Genomic DNA, 18,660 nt, shown 5'->3' on the forward strand with positions numbered 1-18,660 from the left:
GGCCGCGCCCCAGGCATCTGCCTAGTCGAGGCCGAGGAGGGAGTCCAGGCCCACGGTGAGCGGCTCGGGCAGGTCGGCCACCCCGCGCACGCCCAGCAGCACGCCGGGCATGAAGGAGGTCCGGTTCATCGAGTCGTGCCGGATCTTGAGGGTCTCCCCGGCCGCGCCGAACACGACCTCCTGGTGGGCGATGAGCCCGCTGATGCGCAGCGCGTGCACACGCACACCGTCCACATCGGCGCCGCGGGCGCCGGGGATCTCGGAGGTGGTGGCGTCGGGCATGGGCTCGGTCCCGGCCTCGCGACGGGCCCCGGCGACCAGCTCGGCGGTCCGGTAGGCGGTACCGCTGGGGGCGTCGGCCTTGTTGGGGTGGTGCAGTTCGATGATCTCGGTGGAATCGAAGTACGGCGCGGCCTTGCTCGCGAAGTGCATCATCAGCACGGCGGCGATGCCGAAGTTCGGGGCGATCAGTACCTTGGACCCGGGCTTGGCGGCCTGCATGGCACGCACGCGCTCCAGCTTGGCCTCGTCGAAGCCGCTGGTGCCCACGACGGCGTGGATCCCCTGGGCGATGAGCCACTCCAGGTTGTCCATCACCATGTCGGGGTGGGTGAAGTCGACGACGTAGTCGGCCCCAAGCACCGCGTCCCGTTCGTCGGCGCTGTCCACGCCTGCGACGAGTTCCATGTCGTCGGCGCCCTGAACCGCCTTGACGACCTCTGACCCCATGCGCCCATCGGCGCCGAAAACTCCTACCTTGAACACGGCACGAGCGTACAGGAGCGCACCGCCCCGGGCACCGGGGCGGCCGCTGAGGTGAGGGGACGCGGCCCCGGAGCCGGGATCAGCGGGCAGCGGCCAGGACGAGCGCGAAATCCCCGTCCGGGTCGGTCCACCAGTGGACGGGGGCGAACCCGGCGGCCTCCAGCTCAGCGGTCAGCCCCTCTCGGCGGAACTTGGCGGAGATCTCGGTGCGCATCTCCTCACCCGCGGCGAAGTCGACGTCCAGGTCCAGGTCGGCGACCCGGACTCGCTGGTCGGTCCGGGAGCGCAGCCGCATCTCGATCCACTCCCGCTCGGCGTTCCAGCGCGTCAGGTGGTCGAAGGCGCCGGGATCGAAGTCGGCGCCGAGCCGATGGTTGATGACGTTGAGGACGTTGCGGTTGAAGGCTGCGGTCACCCCCTGTGCGTCGTCGTAGGCGGCGACCAGGCGGGCGGCGTCCTTGACCAGGTCGACACCGAGCAGGAACGAGTCCCCGCGGCCGAGGACGCCGCGGATGCCCCGGAGGAAGGCGGCGCGCGGGCCGGGTTCCTGGTTGCCGATGGTGGAGCCCAGGACGGCCAGGAGCTGTCGTCCGCCGTTCTCGCTGACGGGCAGCAGTCCGAGGTGTTCCTCGAAGTCGCCGACGACGGCGTGCACGTCCAGACCGGGGTGCTCGTCGGCGACGCTGCGGGCGGAGGAGGCGAGGAAGTCGCCGCTGACGTCGACGGGCACGAAACGGGCGAGGCGGCCGTGACGGCTCATGGCGTCCAGCAGGAGCCGGGTCTTGAACCCGGATCCGGAGCCGAGCTCGATGAGCGCCTCGGCGTCGGCCGCCTCGGCTACGGCGTCGGCCCGCAGTTCCAGGATGGCGCGCTCGGCACGGGTGGGGTAGTACTCGGGCAGTGCGGTGATCTCCTCGAACAAGGCGCTGCCGCGTTCGTCGTAGAACCACTTGGGCGGAAGCCGCTTGGGCCGCACGGTCAGCCCTTCGGCCACGTCCGCGCGCAGTGCCTTGTCGAGATCGTCGGCGGTCAGGTTTCGATCGATCCGGAACATAGTGCCTCCTATGTCCTCAGGGTGTGCCCGGGACAGGTGCGTGGGGCGAGAGGTGGGCGGGTCCGCGCTCAGTCCATCGGGCGGGTCTCGACGCGATCCCCCGTGGCCACGACCACCGAGTCCTCGGGGACCTCGCGCCAGCCGGGCGTGTCGTCGAAGGGCTCCGACGCGAGGAAGACCCCTCCGTCGGGCTCGCGCAGGGTGAACAGGGTGTCTCCGGCGGCGGTGCCGACGAGTGTCTCGCCGTCGCTGACCAGCAGGTTGTAGCGGCCCTCAGAGCGCTCCCGGGCTTGGCGGACCACGCTGGCCAGGGTTCCGGCCAGGTCTGCCGAGGCCCGCCACAGCCGCACGGTGTGCGCGAACAGGGGCGCGGAGTCCAAAGCGGCACGGGCGTCCAGCGCACCTCTCGGCGGAGGCGAGGAGAACGCGGCGGCGAGCGCCTCGTCGTCCTTGACCGCGCCGTTGTGGCTGAACAGCAGCCGGTCGGCGCGGAAGGGCTGGGTCCCCGACTCCTCGGAGCCGAACCCGAGAGTGGCGTCGCGGACGGCGGCCACCACGCATCCCGAGGTGATGGCGCGGGCGGCGTCGGCGAAGGAGGCGTCACCCCACATGGGCATCGCACGGCGGTAACGCAGCGGCTCAACGGCCCCTCGGGGGTACCAGCCGACGCCGAACCCGTCGGCGTTGACGGTGCCGTACTCCTGCATACGCGGCGCCCAGGACTGGACGTGCAGCGAGTGGGGCGCCGCGTACAGCAGGTCGTGCACCGTGCGCGGCGGCCCCAGATAGGCGAGGTGGCGGCACATCAGGCGGGTTCCACGTCGCGTGCGCAACGGAATCCGCTGAAGATCTGCCGCCGGATCGGGTGGTCCCAGTTGCGGAACGTGGACCTGACCGCGGTGGCGTGGGTGGCCCAGGAGCCGCCCCGCAACACCTTGTACCCGTCGTCGAAGAACACCTCCGAGTACTCGCGGTACGGGAAGGCGCTGAACCCCGGGTAGCCGGTGAAGGTGGTGGAGGTCCACTCCCACACGTCACCGATCAGCTGGTGCACGCCCAGCGGGGACGCCCCCTCGGGATGGCTCCCGACCGTGGAGGGGCCGAGCCTGCTCTGGCCCAGATTGGCGTGGAGGGCCCCGGGTTCGGTGTCCCCCCACGGGTAGCGGCGCGAGCGTCCGGTGCGCGGGTCGAAGCGCGCGGCCTTCTCCCACTCGGGTTCGCTCGGCAGCCGTTTGCCCGCCCACGCGGCGTAGGCCTGTGCCTCGTGGAAGTTCACGTGCTGCACGGGTTCGTCGGCGGGTACCATCTCGCGGCGGCCGAGCCGGCGGCGGGACCATCCGTCGCCCTCACGGCTCCAGAAGGCGGGAGAGACGGCGCCCCTCCTCTCCTTCCACTCCCACCCGTCACGGTTCCACCAGCGACGGTTCTGGTATCCGCCGTCGTCCATGAACTCCTGGTAGGCGGCGTTGGTGACGGGTGCGGTGTCGATCCAGTAGGGGCCCAGGTCGACGACGCGGGCCGGGCGCTCGTTGTCGTAGGCCCAGGGATCGTCGTCGGTGCCCATGGTGAACCCGCCCTCGGGCACGAGTACCTCGCCCTGGACGGGCGGGCGCAGTGTGGCGACGTCGGCGGTGTCCTCCAGCAGGACGGGCGCGCCCTCGCGGAGCTGGTGGGTGGCGAGCATGGTCTCGTCGTGCTGGTGCTCGTGCTGGATGACCATGTGGAAGACGAACCCGGCGTCCAGCAGGGAGCGCCGGCCCTCGGGTGCGCCGCGTGGCCCGGGCACGCCGAGGTCGGCCGAGTCCAGGGCGTCGAGCACCTCACGGCGCACCCGGTCGTTGTACCCGCGTGCCTCCTCCGGGTTCAGCAGCGGCAGTCCGACACGTTCGGAACGCGGGTTCTCGAAGGCGTCGTAGAGGCCGTCGATGTCGGGGCGCAGTGCCTCGCGGCCCCCGGCGGCCCGCAGCAGCCACTGCTCCTCATAGTTGCCGACGTGTGCCAGGTCCCACACCAGCGGCGACATCAGGGGCGAGTGCTGGGCGAGCAGCTCCCCGTCGTCGAGGGCGTCGAGTGTCAGCCCGTTGCTGCGGCGCCTGCCGCGGTCGAGTTCTTCGGCGATGCGCTCCTTGGCGCGCTCCTGTTCGTGGTTCACCGTGGTCCTCCAGCGTGTCCGGAGTCGGGGTTCGCGGGTCCTCACGCGAGGTCCCGTTCGCGCGCGGGGCGCGGCGCGGGCACGTGCGGCCGCGTGTCGGCGGGGCTGAGCCCCCGCCGCGTGTAGCGGTCGGCGTAGTCATCGACCAGGGCGGCCAGGGCGGCGGCGCCCATGCGCGGCAGGGCCTCGGCCGCGGCGTCGAAGCAGGCCCGGGCGCACCGGGCGACACCTGGGTCGGCGACGCCGTGCTGGGCGGAGCGCATCCACAGGCGGCGGTCGGGGAAGCGTCCCCGGCACAACCTCTCGGTGGTCTCCTCCGCCACGGCACGGGCGCGGGGATCGTCGGCCAGAGCGGCGGCGAGTGCCACCGGCACCGGCCACCAGCGCATGGGAAGCGCGTCGATCATGCGCAGTTCCCACCAGCCGCGCGGACGCACGGGTGGAAAGAGCGTGCTGAGGTGGAACCCCAGGTCGGCGCGGGTGACCGGGCGGGGACCCTGCCCATCGATCCACTGAGCGAGGGTGATGCCGGGGTCCGCGGCCCAGGGTGTGCCCGTGTCGAGGCACTCGGGGACCGCCATGACCCTCGCGGCCAGCGCGTACTCCGCCCACGCCGTGGCGGGGTCGGGATGGCTGCCCCGGTCCAGGACCGGACGGGTGCGAGTGGCGTCGATGGTCGCCCAGATGGCCCACCGTGCGGACTTCCACCCGGTGGGGCGGCCCCGCCAGAGGGCGGAGTTGGCGAAGACGGCGACGAACACGGGACCGAGCCGGTGGCTGAGCTCCCAGCGGGCCCGGACGTCAGCGGCGTCCGCGCCGGTGTCCAAGCACACCTGGAGCGAAGCGGTGCTGCACATCATGGTGTGGCCGCTGGAATGGCGGTGGTTGGCGAAGAACCGCTCCATGGCCGTGTAACGGGGCTGTCGGAGCTGGCGCCGGGGCGGGCGGACGGGGTCGAGCGCGGTCTCGGCCAGGTACAGCCCGGATTCGGCGAGGGCCTTGCCTACGTGGTCCAGGTCGGTGGAGAGCGCTTCGTGGGCCCGTGCCGGCCCGGAAAGGGCGGGCGAGCTGAGTTCGAGCTGCCCGCCGGGTTCGAAGGTGACTCTGCTTCCCGCGGGCGGGGGGCCGTTGGCCTCCACCAGAGCCGCGAGGCGGTCGACGGAAACGGGTGCGGTCGGGTCGGCCGGGTCGGTTACCAGCCATTCGGTCTCGGCTCCGACCTTTCCTGGCGGACCGGTCTTGAAGCAGATGCCGTTGATGTACTCGTGAACATCTTCCGTGGTCATCTGGGCCATGAAGCTGCTCCCTCGAAAGCGGCCACCGTTGCCGGGTGATGCCTTCAGGGTTTTGCCCGCGGCGCTGTCAGACCGAACGTGCGAAATGCCCATGAATCTTCGAAGAGGCCCCGACACTCCTGATATGGAAGGTTTGTTTCGGCACCGGAACGCCAGCTGGCAGGGGAGTTTCGTGGTGGGCCGGTGGCCCCCGACCCACAGTGATTGTGAAGTCGGTCACATGCTGGTGAACTCCCGGACGCGCTTCTCGACGATCGTCCGCTCCTCCTGGTCGAGACCGATGTCGAACACCTCCTCCAGCAGCTGTCCCATCTCTTCCACGGGCACTTCGCGTTCCTCCCTGGTGCCGTCGGGGGCGGTCGTGGTCAGGGTGGTGTCCGCCAGCCGGTGCTGTACGCCGGGACCGATGCGCTGGACCATCAGCCGGCCCCGGAACGGCGAGCGCGGGTTGTCGACCAGGTAGTGGTTGAAGATCGCGTAGTCCTGGCGCACCGTCGCGGCGGTGGTGAAGGAGTACATGGGGTGCCACTCGCGGCCGTCGAAGGAGCGCAGCAGCCACTCGTCCTCGCCCACCTCCGCCACGCGGTCCAGGCGCAGGCCCCACCCGCCCTGGACCTCCTGGTGCCCGTCGGTGAAGGGCAGGGGATCCAGCGGGCCTCCGCCGCCGAAGCCGACGTCGGCCAGCCACGGGCCCTCGTCCAGGTCCACCCGGAGCAGGGAGTGCGTGGAGGGGTGGGGGCCTCCGGAGCCGCCGGACAGGACACGGGCGGCGAACCCGGTGACGGTGAAGCCCAGGCGGTCGAGCACGGCCGCCAGCAGCAGGTTCTGCTCGTAGCAGTACCCGCCCCTGCGCCGGCGGACCATCTTGTCCACCAGTGAGGGCACGTCCAGCGGGACGGGGCGCCCCAGGACGATCTGGAGGTTGTCGAAGGGAATGGCGGCCAGGTGGGCGCGGTGCACGGTGCGCAGGGTGTCCAGGGTGGGCGTCAGGTGACCGGACAGGCCCACGCGGGCCAGGTAGGCGTCCAGGTCCAGTTCCCCGCCGTGCCAGAAGTCGCGGTCGGTGGTGAAGCGTTCCGGGCGGGGCGCGGGAGCGGAGACGTCTGGGCCGGAGGCCGGGGATTCGGATGACATATCGATCCCGAACTTGGCCCGCGGAAGCGCTATTCCGGCACGGTGTGCCTTCCCCGTGGCCGGGTTCGGCCAGGGCGGGCGGGTGTGTCCCGCTCGATCGTGGAGACGTCCGCGGTCAGCGCCCCGCGCGGTCGTGGAGACGCCCGCGGCGACGGACCCGCACCCGGTTTCAGCCGGAGTCGGCCTCCCTGATCCTGCCGGTCGAGTCGGCCGCCGCCCAGTGGCAGGCCACCCGCCGCTCGGCCCGGCCCTCCAGGACCGCCGGGTCCACGGTGCGGCAGTGGTCGGCGATCCCCGCCCGCTCTGCCTCACCGGATGCCAGTACCGGGCAGCGCGGGTGGAACCGGCACCCCTGTGGCACGCGCTTGGGATCCGGCGGCTCGCCGGACAGCACCACCGGCTCGCCGTCCGCCTCCGGCAGCACGGACAGCAGGGCCCGGGTGTAGGGGTGGGCGGGCGCGGACAGGACCTCCTCCACCGTGCCCAGCTCCACCACCCGGCCCAGGTACATCACCGCGACCCGGTCGGCGATGTTCCACGCCAGCCCCAGGTCGTGTGTGGCCACCAGGGCCGACAACCCCAGGTCGGCGCGCAGGTCCAGGAGCAGGCGCAGGATCTCGCCGCGCACCGAAGCATCCAGGGAGGCCACCGGCTCGTCGGCGACCAGCACCTCGGGATCCAGCACCAGGGCGCCCGCGATCACCACGCGCTGGCGCTGGCCTCCGGACAGCTCGTGTGGATAGCGGGCGTAGAACCGCTCCGGCGGGCGCAGGCCCGCCTTGGCCAGCGCCGATCCGACCCGGTCGGCCTCGTCGGCGGTGGTGCCCTCGTGGATGCGCAGCCCCTCGGCCACGGACTCGTAGACGGTGCGGCGCGGGTTGAGCGACCCGGTGGGGTCCTGCTGTACCAACTGCACCCGGCGCCGGTAGCCGCGCATGTCACGGGAGCCGTAGCGCAACGGGTCGCCCTCGAACACCACGTCACCGCCCGTGGGCCGCTCCAGGCCCAGCAGAGCCCGGGCCAGCGTGGTCTTGCCGCAGCCGGACTCCCCCACCAGCGCCACGATCTCTCCCGCGGCGATGTCGAGGTTGACGCCGTCCACGGCGTGTGCGGTGCCCCGGCTGCCGCCGGGGGCGAACCCGGCCGCGAAGGCGACCTCCACCCCCCGGGCGCTCAGGACGGGGGCCGTTCCGCCGCCGGAGGCCGGTGGGGTCTCGTGGGAGTCGGTCTCCGTGGTACTCAAGGGCGCTTCTCCTCTGTGGGGGCGGCCGTCAGCGGTCGGGCGGGGCCCACGTGCACGCACGCGGCCTGCCGGGTGGAGGCGCCCTCGGCGTCAGGGTCCACCGGCCACAGGGGCGGATCGACCGTGGCGCACACGGTCTCCACCACCGCGCAGCGCGGCCGGAACACGCAGCCCGCGACAGGGTTCGCGGGATCAGGTGGATCGCCGGGCAGCCCTCGGGGCGCCAGACGCGATTCCGGGTCCCCTATGCGGGGAAAGGCCGCGCTGAGCGCGCTGGCGTAGGGGTGCGCGGGCTCGTGGACGACCTCCCGGGCCGGGCCCTGCTCCACGATCCGGCCCGCGTACATGATCGCGACCCGGTCACAGGTGGAGGCCAGCACGGACAGGTCGTGGCTGATCATCAGCATGCCGATACCGTGCTCGGCGACCAGCCGCCGCAGCAGGGCCAGGATCTGCGCCTGGATCATCACGTCCAGGGCGGTGGTGGCCTCGTCGGCGATGACCAGGCGGGGCTCGCACGCCAGGGCCATGGCGATCATGACCCGCTGGCGCTGGCCGCCGGACAGTTGGTGGGGGTGGTCACGGGTGCGTGAGGCGGGCAGGCCGACCTGTTCCAGGAGCGCGGCGACCCGGGCGGGTATCTCCCCCGCCGGGACCGTGCCGTGGACGGCCATGGGCTCGGCGATCTGGTCGCCGATCCGCCGGACCGGGTTGAGTGAGTGCATGGCGCCCTGGAAGACGATGGAGGCACCCGCCCAGCGCACCGCGCGCAAACGGCCCCAGCGCATGTCGAGGACGTTCTCGCCCTCCAGCAGCACCTCGCCGGTGACACCGGCGGTTCCGGGCAGCAGGCGCAGCAGGGCCAGGGCGACGGTGGACTTGCCGCTGCCGGACTCCCCCGCCAGGCCCAGGGTGTCGCCGGGGTCCAGGGCCAGGTCCACACCGCGTACGGCGGGGACGTCGCCGCCGCCGGTGCGGTAGGTGACGCGCAGATCGCGGACGTCGAGCAGGGAGGTCAACGCTGCTCCCGGAGTCGCGGGTTGATGACGGATTCGAGGGCCCGGCCGCACAGGGTGAAGGACAGCGCGACCAGGGCGATCGCCAGGCCCGGCGGGACCATGTACCACCAGATCCCGGAGCTGATCGCACCGGCGTTGCGGGCCGCCTCCAGGATGCCTCCCCAGGACACGGTGGTGGGGTCGCCCACGCCGAGGAATGCCAGCGTGGACTCGGCGATGATCGAGGTGGCCACGAGCAGGGTGGTCTGGGCGAGTACGACCGGCATGACGTTGGGCAGGACGTGCCAGGCCATGACGTGGACGTGGCCGCCGCCCAGAGCCCGGGCCCGCTCCACGTAGGGGCGGGCCTCCACGGCCAGGGTCTGGGCGCGCACCAGCCGGGCGGTGGCGGGCCAGACGGTGAGGCCGATGGCGATGACGATGGTGCCGGTGCCGCGCGGCAGCACGGCGGCCAGGGCCACGGCCAGGACCAGGGTGGGCAGGACCAGGAACCAGTCGGTGACGCGCATGAGCGCCGAGGAGACGATTCTCCCGGCGCCGCCGGACGCGCCGAAGTGCCCGGCGGTCATCCCGACCAGGGTGCCCAGGACCACGGAGACGGCCGTGGCCAGGAAGCCCACTGAGAGCGACACCCGCGAGCCCCAGACGATCAGGTCCAGGATGGAGCGGCCGAAGTTGTCGGTGCCGAGCGGGTACTCGGCGCTGGGCGGCTGGTAGGCGGCGCCGGGTGCGCCGGTGACGGTGAGCTCGGCCTGGTCGACGAAGAGCGGGGCGCTCAGCGCCAGGACGCCGATGCCCAGCAGCGCGGCCAGGCCGAGCAGCCCGGCACGGTTGCGGGCGTACTCACGGGCGAAGCGGCGCAGGGCCTCGCGTCGGCGCCTGCGGGCGAGTGAGCCCGGGGTGACCGGCGTCGCGGGGCCGTCGGCCCGCCCCGCTCGGCCGGTCCCGTTGGTCTCCGGGGTGCCGGGTGTCCCGGCGGGGGCGCTCACGGACGCACCCGGGGGTCGAGCAGCGGGTACACCAGGTCGGCGAGAAGGTTCATGAGGATCACCGAGGCCGCGAAGACCACGAACAGGCCCTGGACGAGGCCGAGGTCGGGCACGCGCAGGCCGGAGTAGAAGAGCTGTCCGAGGCCGGGCCAGGAGAACACCGTCTCCACGAGGATCACGCCGGACACGACCTGGCCGAGGTTGAGGAAGACGAGCGTCACCGTGGGCAGCAGTGCGTTGGGCACGGCGTGCCTGCGCCGCACCAGGGTGTCGCGCAGGCCCTTGGCGCGCGCGGTGGTGAGGTAGTCGGCGCCCTTCTCGTCCATGAGCGAGGAGCGCATGATCATCAGGTACTGGGCGTAGATGACCGCGACCATGGTGGTGACGGGCAGCACCATGTGCCAGGCGGTGTTCAACACGGTCTCCAGGGGCCCTCCGACGTCCGGGTCGACCATGCCTCCGGTGGGGAACAGGCCGGGCACGAACCCGCGCCCGGAGGCCAGCAGAACGACGAGCAGCAGGCCGAGCCAGAACGTGGGCACCGACCAGAAGAACAGGGCCACGGCGGTGTTGGCCCGGTCTCCACGGCTGCCCGGCCGCCATCCGGCGCGGGCGCCGAGGAACAGGCCCAAGAGCGCGGCGGCCACCGTGCCGGTCCCGGCGAGCAGGACCGTGGGGCCGAGCCGGTTCAGGATGAGGTCGGCGACCGGTTCGCGGTACTGGAAGGACGTGCCGAGGTCGAGGCGGAGCAGTCCGGCCGCGTAGTCCAGGAACTGTTGCCACAGGGGCTGGTCGAGTCCGAACTGGCGGCGCAGTTCCTCGCGCTGCTCGGCGGTGACCTCGCGGCCCTCGGTCATGGCGCGGACGGGATCGCCCGGCAGGATCCGGAAGAGGAAGAACCCGGCGACGACCACGGCGACCAGGGAGGCCACCGCGGTCGCCAGGCGTCCGGCCACGTAGCGCGTGACGCGTCGGAGGCGGCCGGGCCCGGCGGGGTCCGGCGGGACGGAGGCGTCGTCCGCCCCGGGCCCGGGCGGGTCGCCCACCGTGGTGGGAGTACTGGTCACTCGCGGTCCTCCATGGTGGCGCGTCGGCGGAACAGCAGGAAGCCTCCGGCGGCGACGAGGACGGCCAGGACGGCTCCGGTACCGATCCAGGCCCCGGTGGAGAGCCCGGCTGCGGAGGCTCCGGCCTCGGCGGAGGCGGGTTCGGCGGACCACCAGGCCCAGTAGCCCTCCTGGCCCCAGATGTTGCCGCCCTCGGCGGGCTCGTACTGGATGGAGGCGATCTGGTCGGTGTTGTAGGCCTCCAGGATGTTGGGGTAGGCGAGGACGTTCACGACGGCCTCGCGGTAGAGGACCTCCTGGAGCTGGTGGATGAGCTCGGCACGCGCGGGGCGGTCGTACTCGGCGAGTTGGGCCTCGTAGAGCTCGTCGTACTCCTCGTCGCAGAAGTAGGCGTCGCCCTGCATCGTTCCGGGCTCGGTGGGCAGGGCTCCGCAGGTGTGGATGCCGAAGACGTAGTCGGGGTCGGGGTTGACCGTCCACCCGGTGAAGATGAGGTCGTACTCGCCGGCGTAGAGGGCGTCGCTGAGTACGCCGGGGTCGACGGTGAGGTTCTCGACCTCGATGCCGATGTCGGCGAGGCGCTCGACCAGGATCAGTCCGGCGTTGACGTTGGCGGGACGGTCCTGGTGGACGTGCATGCGCAGTCCGAGGCGGTCGCCGTCGGGTGAGACGCGCACGCCGTCGTCGCCCGTCTCGTATCCGGCCTCGTCGAGCATGGTGTTGGCGGCGGCGGGATCGAAGTCCAAGGCGGCCTCCCCGCCCTCGGGCTCCCAGTGGAAGTCGGCGTAGCGGGGCGGGATGTAGCCGCCCGCCGCGACGGCCTGGCCGCCGTGCGCCTTGTCGACGATCTCCTCGTTGTCGATGGCCATGGCGATGGCCTGGCGCAGGGTGCGGTCGGCGAGGGCGGGGTGTCCGTCGCCGAACTCCTCGCCGTCCTGGGTGACGGCGCCGGGGTTGGTGGTGAAGGCCTGGAAGCGCTTGCCGTCGGCGCTGTTGACGTGGATGTTCTCGGCGGACTCCAGGGCGTTGGCCTGGGCCTGGGTGAGCTCGTAGACGAAGGAGACCTCGCCGCCGCGCAGGGCCTCCACGGCCGCGTCCTTCTCGGAGTAGTAGCGCAGGACGATCTCGTCGAAGCCGGGGGCGCCGCGCCAGTGGTCAGGGTTGGCCTCCAGGGTGATGGACCTGCCCCGGTCGTGCCCGGCGAGGACGAAGGGGCCGCTGCCGACGGTCGGGAAGTCCTCGTTGCCGTACTCGGCGAAGGCGTCGCCCCCCTCCTCCAGGAGCGGTTCCCAGACGTGCTCGGGCACGATCGGGACGTTCAGGGAGGTCATGGTGGCCTGGGGCTCGTCCAGTTCGACGACCACGGTGTGGTCGTCAGGGGCGGTGACCAGCCTGAAGCCGGAGACGTAGCTGCCGTTGGCGATGGAGGCCTCCTCGTTCTCCATCATCGTGGTGAAGGTCCAGGCCACGTCGCTGGCGGTGAGGGGTTCACCGTCGGAGAAGGTGACGTCGTCGCGCAGATCGAAGACCCAGGTGAGTCCGTCGTCGCTCGCCTCCCAGGACGTGGCCAGCGAGGCCGCGGGCTCGTTCGTCTCGGGGTCGATCGTGATGAGGGAGTCGTAGACGTGGCGGAGGATGTTGGTGGTGACGGCGAGCTGGGCCGTGAAGGGGTTGAACGAGTCCACCTGCTGGGAGATGGCGATCGTGAGGGTGTCGCGGTCGCCCTCGTCCGCCGCGGCGGTGCCCGCGACGAGCAGCAGCGCAACGCCCGTGGCGGCCGCGCGTCGGAGAAGGGTGCCGGAAGAAATGCGGTGGGAGTCCATGTGCGGCCCCTGTCAGAGGATCGTGAGGGTGGTGGCGCGCCACCCGGGGTTGGTGGTTGTTTACCAACCGGCGGTTATTACCGTCAATGACCTACGGGGAGCGCCGTGACATCGGCATACATTCGTCCCCGGGGTCCGGCACCGGAACGACCCGTGTGCGCTGGGTGACGAGTGAGGCGTTCGCGGCCACCCCGCGTTGGCAGTGAATGCCATACTCCGCTACGGTTCCGGCCATGATGGGGCACTCGCACGCACTGAGTGGCGTGGTCGGCTGGATGGCGGTCGTTCCGCTGGTCCAGGGAACGGAATTTCTCGGACTCAGCTTCCACCTGGGGCCCGGCGAGATCGTCGCCGGTTCCCTGGTCTGCGCTGGTGCGGCCCTGCTGCCCGATCTGGACCACAAGAGCGCCACGGTGACCAAGACCTACGGCAAGGTCACCGAGACACTGGGCGACATGCTCGGCTTCCTCTTCGGCGGGCACCGCATGGGGACGCACTCGTTCTTCTTCGCGGCCCTCGTGGGCGTACTGGTCCAACTGCTGGCGCTGTGGTCGGAGATGGCCGTCCAGGTCTTCGTGTTCCTGCTGGTCGGCATCGCCTTCCAAGGCCTGGGCTTCGGCCTGGACAAGAACCGCATCGCCTCGGGGGTCATCAACGCGATGGTCACCGGGGGGATCACGCTGGCCCTGTTCACCGCCGGGGTGAACTACAACTGGCTGGGCCTGGCGGTGGCCTTCGGAGTGGTGCTGCACTTCTTCGGCGACATGATCACCAAGATGGGCGTGCCGATCTTCTGGCCCTTCTTCAAGAAGCGCTTCGGCCAGGGCAAGGGCTTCGTCACCGACGGCCCCGTCGAGCAGAAGCTGGTCACCCCGCTGCTGACCGTGTGCATCATCGTGGGGGCGCTCTACCTCTTCGACTGGCCCGCCCTCCTACCCGAGTACTAGCGGGTACCAGGAGGCGACCCGGTACCGGGCGGCCCCGGCCGCCCGGCCGGGAACGTCGCCGCCGGGGCCCGCGCCCGCCCCGAGGGCCCGGTTCCCCCGGACACGACGTCCTGATCTGGGTGTTGGTCGGCGTGAGGGGCACTGTTCTAGGCTGGCGGACGTGACACGATCCTCAGAGAGCCTGACCCCGGAACTTCACGCCTACATCGTCGCCCACAGCGAGCCCGTCGACGACGTCCTCGCCGACCTGGCGGAGGAGACCGCGCGGCTCTTCCCCGAGCAGCAGGGCATGCAGATCGGCCCCGAACAGGGCGCCTTCACCACCCTGATCACCCGGATCTCCGGCGCACGCGACGTCGTGGAGGTGGGCACCTTCACCGGCTACTCCTCGATCTGCTTCGCGCGCGGCCTGCCCGCGGACGGCCGCCTGCTGGCCCTGGACGTGAGCGACGAGTGGACCTCCGTCGCCCGCCGCTACTGGGAGCGCGCCGGGGTCGCCGAAAAGATCACCCTGAGGCTCGGCCCGGCCCTGGAGTCCCTGCGCGCGCTGCCCCCCGAGCCCCAGTTCGACCTGGCCTTCGTGGACGCCGACAAGGAGGGCTACGTCGGCTACTGGGAGGAACTGGTCCCCCGTATCCGCTCGGGCGGTCTGATCCTGGCCGACAACACCCTCTCCCACGGACGGGTGGTGGACCCCAGCATCACCTCGAAGCACGTGCAGGGCATCCGCGACTTCAACGACCGCCTTGTCGCCGACGACCGCGTCGCCCAGGTGCTGCTGCCCGTCGGCGACGGGCTCACCCTCGCGCGCAAGTACTGACGCTCCCGCCAGCGGGAGCACGCACACCGATATCCCACAGTCGTCCACAGAACCGGCTTTCTCCGAACGCGGAGCTCGCACCTTCGGTAATGTCCGGTGCCATGCGCCTGCTGCACACCTCGGACTGGCACCTGGGTCGTTCCTTCCACAGGGAGAACCTCATCGACGCCCAGGCCGCCTTCCTCGACCACCTCGTCGACACCATCCACGAACGCCGGATCGACGTCGTGGTCGTGGCCGGCGACCTCTACGACCGCGCGCTCCCCCCGGTGGACGCCGTCCGGCTGTTCGACCATGCCCTCAGCCGCATCCGGGATACCGGGGCCCGCGCCGTCCTCATCAGCGGCAACCACGACTCCATGACGCGGATGTCCTTCGCCACCGGCCTCATCGACGCCTCCGGCGTGCACCTGCGCAGCTCCCTGGACGGGGTCGGCACCCCCGTCCTCGTCGACGACGAGCACGGACCCGTCGCCTTCTACGGCATCCCCTACCTCGAACCGGAGATCGCCCGCCACCACTGGGACCTGTCAGAACGCGGCCACGCCGCGGCCGTCGGGCACGCCATGGACCTGGTCCGCGCCGACCTCGCCGAGCGCCCCGGCACCCGCTCGGTGGTCCTGTCCCACGCCTTCGTCACCGGCGGTGAACCCTCCGACAGCGAACGCGACATCTCCGTGGGCGGCGCCTCGTACGTGCCCGCCTCGGTCTACGACGGGGTCGACTACGTCGCCCTGGGCCATCTGCACGGACGGCAGACCATCACTCCCTCCGTGCGCTACCCCGGCAGTCCGATCGCCTACTCCTTCTCCGAGGAGCGCCACCTCAAGGGCTGCTGGGTGGTGGACCTGGACGCCGACGGCCTGGCGGGCGCCGAGTTCGCCGAGGCGCCCGTCCCCCGCCCGCTCGCCCGGATCCGCGGCAGGATCGAGGATCTGCTCGACCGCCCCGAGTGGGAGGCCTACACCGGCCACTGGCTCCAGGTCACCCTCACCGACCCCCGACGTCCCGCCCGCCCCATGGACCGGCTGCGCGAGCGCTTTCCCCACACCCTGGTCCTGGAGTTCGCTCCCGAGGGCGGCTCCCCCGGCACCCGCCCGGTCGCCGCCTCCGTCGCCGACCGCGGCGAGCGCCAGGTGGTCGCCGACTTCGTCGAGTGGGCCAGGGGCAGCTCCGCCACCCCCGAGGAGGAGGCTCTCGTGAACACCGCCGTAGAGCAGGTCCGGCTCCAGGAGGGGACGCGCTGATGCGGCTGCACACCCTCACCATCGAGGCGTTCGGCCCGTTCGCCGGCACCGAGAAGGTGGACTTCGACCGTCTCAGTGCGGGCGGCCTCTTCCTCATCCACGGCCCCACCGGAGCCGGCAAGACCTCCGTGCTGGACGCGGTGTGCTTCGCCCTGTACGGCAGCGTTCCGGGCGCACGCGGCAAGGACCGCTCCCCCAAGAGCGACCACGCGCCGCTGGACCGCCTCCCCCGGATCACCCTGGAGTTCACCGTCCAGGGCCGCCACGTCCGTATCGAGCGCAGCCCCCGCTGGGAGCGGCCCAAGAAGCGCGGGACCGGCACCAAGATCGAGAACGCCAAGGTCATCGTCCAGGAGCGGCTCAACGGTAGGTGGGAGGGCGTCACCAACCGCCCCGACGAGGCCGGGCAGTTCGTCGGCGACCTGGTCGGGCTCACCCTCGAACAGTTCTGCCAGACCGCCATGCTCCCCCAGGGCGACTTCGCCCGCTTCCTGCGCGCCAGATCCGACGACCGGCGCGACTCCCTGGAGCGGATCTTCAACACCCGCATGTTCCGTGACGTGGAGGAGTGGTTCAAGGGGCACGCCAACAAGCTGCGCCGCGAGGTGGAGTCCGCCGACGACCAGGTGCGCGAGGTCGCGGGCCGGATCACCGAGGTCGGCCGGTCCGCCGCACCCCACCTGCCGGAGGAGCTGTCGGCGTGGGCCGCCGAGCTGGCCGCCGTCACCACCGCGACCGCGCGCGACGCCGAATCCGTGGCCGGGGAGTTCACCGGGGCCCGCGAGGCCGCACAGCGGGTCCTGGCCGAAGGACGCGAGCTGCGCGACCGCCAGGAGCGGCTGGCCGCCGCGCGCCAGCGCCGTGCCCGGCTCGCCGAGCACACCGGCTGGCGTGCCGGGATCGACGCCCGGCTCGACGCCGCCGAGCGCGCCGAGTCGGTACTGCCGTTCCTGCGTGCCCGTGACAGTCGCCGCACCGAGCTGGACAAGGCCGAGCTGGCCGTCACCGACCACCTGTCCCTGGTCAGCGGGCTCTCCGGGGTCGACACCGCGGCCCTGTTCCCCGCGGAGCCCGACGGCTCCGGCTACGGGGCCGCCGGACCGGTCCGCCCCCAGGAGGCGCTGCGCGGCGCCGAGCGGGAGCGCCGGGACGAGCTGGCCCGTCTGGACCTGCTGCGCGGGGACGCCGAGCGCTGCCAGGCCCTGGGCCGCTCCGTCACCGCGCTCAACGGACGTCTGGGCGGTATCCGCGACCAGCTGAACCATCAGCGCGGGCTGGTCGCCGACCTCCCGCCCCGGGTGGAGCGCCTGACCGCCGAACTGCGCGGACTGCGCGACCGGGCGGGTCAGGTGGAGTCGGCCGAGACCGTCCTGGCCGCCGCCGAACGGCGCCGGGACTCGGCCGTGGAGTACGACCGCCTCGGCCGGGAACTGGAGGAGGCCCGCGAGCGGCACGGCGCGGCGGTGGACGCCGCCCAGGGCGCCCGTGACCGCGCCCTCGAACTGCGCGAGCGCCGGATCACCCACATGGCCGCCGAACTGGCGGCCGGCCTCTCCGCCGGCGAGCCGTGCTCGGTGTGCGGGTCGGTGGAGCATCCCTCCCCCGCCCGTCCTTCCGGGGAGGGGCTGGTGTCGGCGGAGGAGGAGAAGCGGGCCCAGACCGCCGCCGACGCCGCCGCCGACCGCCGCACCGAGGCGGAGAACGCCGTGGTGGCGCTGCGCGAACGGCGCGGGGCCGCATACGAAAGCGCCGGGGACCGCACCGCGGAATCCGCACGTGAGGAGGTGGAGGCCCAGCTCAGAGCACTGTCGGAGGCCCGAGCCGCCGCAGAGGACGCGCACCGGGCGGAGGAGGCGCTGGAACGGGTCGAAGCCGACCTGGGGAGGGCCCGTACCCGCGAGGGCGAGCTGACCCGCCAGGAGGCCCAGGTCGAGGCCGACCTGGAGCACGCCGTCCGCGAGCACGGGAGGCTCACCGCGCTGCTGGACCGGGCACGCGGGGACGACGCGGGGCTGGACGAGCGGATCACCAGGCTCAGCGAAGAGGCCGACCTGCTCCGTGCCGCCGCCGAGGCCGCCGTCAACCGCGACCGGGCCTCCGAGGAGTTGCGCGCCGCCGTCGCCGAGGCCGAGCGGGCCCGGGCCGACGCCCGGTTCGCCGACGAGGCCGGGGTGTGGGAGTCCGCCGTGGACGAACGGCAGCGGCGCTCGCTGCGCGAGGACGCCCGCTCCTTCGACGACGAGTCGGCCGCTGTCGAGGCGAGGCTGGCCGATCCCGACCTGGCCACCGCGGGAGACCGGCCCGTCCCGGACCTGGAGGCGCTGGCCGCCGACGCCCGGCACGCCTCGGAGACCGCCGACCTCGCGGTGACCTGGCGGAGCAGGCTGGAGCAGCGGGCGGACCGCCTCACCGAACTGCGCGGGGACCTCCGGCGGCGGCTGGCCGACTGCGAGCCGGTCCTGCGCCGCTACACGGTGGCCGAGGGGATGCGCGGCCTGGTAGCGGGAACCTCCCCCGACAACACCGACAACGTGCGCCTGTCCGCGTACGTGCTGGCCTCCCGCCTGGAACAGGTGGTGGCCGCCGCCAACGACCGCCTGGTGACGATGTCGGACGGCCGGTACGAGCTGCGGTACACGGTGGACAAGGCCGCCGGTGACGGGCGCGCGCGTTCGGCCGGCGGCCTTGGTATGCGGGTGGTCGACGCCTGGACGGGGGTGGAGCGCGACCCGGCCACGCTGTCGGGCGGGGAGACGTTCTTCAGCTCGTTGGCCCTGGCGCTGGGGCTGGGCGACGTGGCCAGCGCCGAGGCGGGCGGCGCGGACATCGACACGCTGTTCGTGGACGAGGGGTTCGGCACCCTGGACGAGGACACCCTGGAAGAGGTGCTGGACGTACTGGACCGGCTGCGGGACGGCGGCCGTGCCGTCGGGGTGGTGAGCCACGTCGCCGACCTGAGGCAACGTGTGTCGACGCAGCTGAAGGTGGTCAAGAGCGCCTCGGGCTCGAAGGTGAGGCACGTGGGCTGACCCGCCGGAACCAGACGCGCCGCGACAAGCGCGTGCCGTGTGTTCGGCGGCGGCGCGCGCGGACCGGCCGCGCACA

General features: G+C 72.2%; 15 protein-coding genes. 4 read left to right on the top strand and 11 right to left on the bottom strand.

All coding sequences use genetic code 11. The annotated features are described in order from the left end of the window. Positions 1-21: 21 nt before the first annotated feature. The 11 genes from dapB to AC0T5L_RS06805 all read right to left on the bottom strand — a co-directional run bounded on the left by dapB (position 22) and on the right by AC0T5L_RS06805 (position 12,541). Positions 22-765: a 4-hydroxy-tetrahydrodipicolinate reductase gene (gene dapB / locus AC0T5L_RS06755; RefSeq protein ID WP_476164514.1), complete on the bottom strand. Its 744-nt coding sequence runs from the start codon at positions 763-765 to the stop codon at positions 22-24. A gap of 79 nt (positions 766-844) precedes the next feature. Further along, complete coding sequence (egtD, locus tag AC0T5L_RS06760; protein ID WP_476164515.1) at positions 845-1,819, bottom strand: L-histidine N(alpha)-methyltransferase; 975 nt, start codon at positions 1,817-1,819, stop codon at positions 845-847. Between the two features lie 68 nt (positions 1,820-1,887). Further along, positions 1,888-2,625, bottom strand: a complete 738-nt coding sequence (egtC, locus tag AC0T5L_RS06765; protein ID WP_476164516.1) for an ergothioneine biosynthesis protein EgtC — start codon at positions 2,623-2,625, stop codon at positions 1,888-1,890. Next, positions 2,625-3,971, bottom strand: a complete 1,347-nt coding sequence (egtB, locus tag AC0T5L_RS06770) for an ergothioneine biosynthesis protein EgtB (protein WP_476164517.1) — start codon at positions 3,969-3,971, stop codon at positions 2,625-2,627. The genes egtC and egtB overlap by 1 nt, the downstream gene beginning before the upstream one ends. 41 nt (positions 3,972-4,012) lie before the next feature. Continuing rightward, a complete protein-coding gene (egtA, locus tag AC0T5L_RS06775; RefSeq protein WP_476164518.1) occupies positions 4,013-5,266 on the bottom strand; it encodes an ergothioneine biosynthesis glutamate--cysteine ligase EgtA in 1,254 nt (417 codons plus the stop codon). 216 nt (positions 5,267-5,482) lie between these two features. Next, positions 5,483-6,400 (bottom strand): arylamine N-acetyltransferase family protein, encoded by a 918-nt coding sequence (locus AC0T5L_RS06780; protein WP_476164519.1) that lies wholly within the window; start codon positions 6,398-6,400, stop codon positions 5,483-5,485. 169 nt (positions 6,401-6,569) lie between these two features. Next, on the bottom strand, positions 6,570-7,643 hold the full coding sequence (locus AC0T5L_RS06785) for an ABC transporter ATP-binding protein (protein WP_476164520.1): 1,074 nt from the start codon (positions 7,641-7,643) through the stop codon (positions 6,570-6,572). Continuing rightward, positions 7,640-8,662, bottom strand: coding sequence for an ABC transporter ATP-binding protein (locus AC0T5L_RS06790; protein ID WP_476164521.1), 1,023 nt, complete (start codon positions 8,660-8,662; stop codon positions 7,640-7,642). Before AC0T5L_RS06790 ends, AC0T5L_RS06785 begins: the two co-directional genes overlap by 4 nt. Further along, positions 8,659-9,651 carry an ABC transporter permease gene (locus AC0T5L_RS06795; RefSeq protein ID WP_476164522.1) on the bottom strand — a complete coding sequence of 331 codons (993 nt, stop codon included), beginning with the start codon at positions 9,649-9,651 and terminating at the stop codon, positions 8,659-8,661. Before AC0T5L_RS06795 ends, AC0T5L_RS06790 begins: the two co-directional genes overlap by 4 nt. Beyond that, the gene (locus AC0T5L_RS06800; protein ID WP_476164523.1) at positions 9,648-10,718 is read right to left on the bottom strand and encodes an ABC transporter permease; all 1,071 of its coding nucleotides are present in this window, start codon (positions 10,716-10,718) and stop codon (positions 9,648-9,650) included. The genes AC0T5L_RS06795 and AC0T5L_RS06800 overlap by 4 nt, the downstream gene beginning before the upstream one ends. Further along, on the bottom strand, positions 10,715-12,541 hold the full coding sequence (locus tag AC0T5L_RS06805) for an ABC transporter substrate-binding protein (RefSeq protein ID WP_476164524.1): 1,827 nt from the start codon (positions 12,539-12,541) through the stop codon (positions 10,715-10,717). Before AC0T5L_RS06805 ends, AC0T5L_RS06800 begins: the two co-directional genes overlap by 4 nt. Positions 12,542-12,774: 233 nt before the next feature. On the opposite strand from AC0T5L_RS06805, the gene AC0T5L_RS06810 reads away from it, so the two are divergent. From AC0T5L_RS06810 to AC0T5L_RS06825, 4 genes are all read left to right on the top strand, one after another. After that, positions 12,775-13,488, top strand: coding sequence for a metal-dependent hydrolase (locus AC0T5L_RS06810; RefSeq protein ID WP_476164525.1), 714 nt, complete (start codon positions 12,775-12,777; stop codon positions 13,486-13,488). 160 nt (positions 13,489-13,648) lie between these two features. Continuing rightward, a complete protein-coding gene (locus AC0T5L_RS06815; protein ID WP_476164526.1) occupies positions 13,649-14,308 on the top strand; it encodes an O-methyltransferase in 660 nt (219 codons plus the stop codon). A gap of 89 nt (positions 14,309-14,397) precedes the next feature. Continuing rightward, positions 14,398-15,555, top strand: a complete 1,158-nt coding sequence (locus tag AC0T5L_RS06820) for an exonuclease SbcCD subunit D (protein ID WP_476164527.1) — start codon at positions 14,398-14,400, stop codon at positions 15,553-15,555. After that, a complete protein-coding gene (locus tag AC0T5L_RS06825; protein WP_476164528.1) occupies positions 15,555-18,584 on the top strand; it encodes an AAA family ATPase in 3,030 nt (1,009 codons plus the stop codon). The genes AC0T5L_RS06820 and AC0T5L_RS06825 overlap by 1 nt, the downstream gene beginning before the upstream one ends. Positions 18,585-18,660 lie beyond the last annotated feature (76 nt).

Source organism: Nocardiopsis sp. TRM 82005 (genome assembly GCF_056312425.1).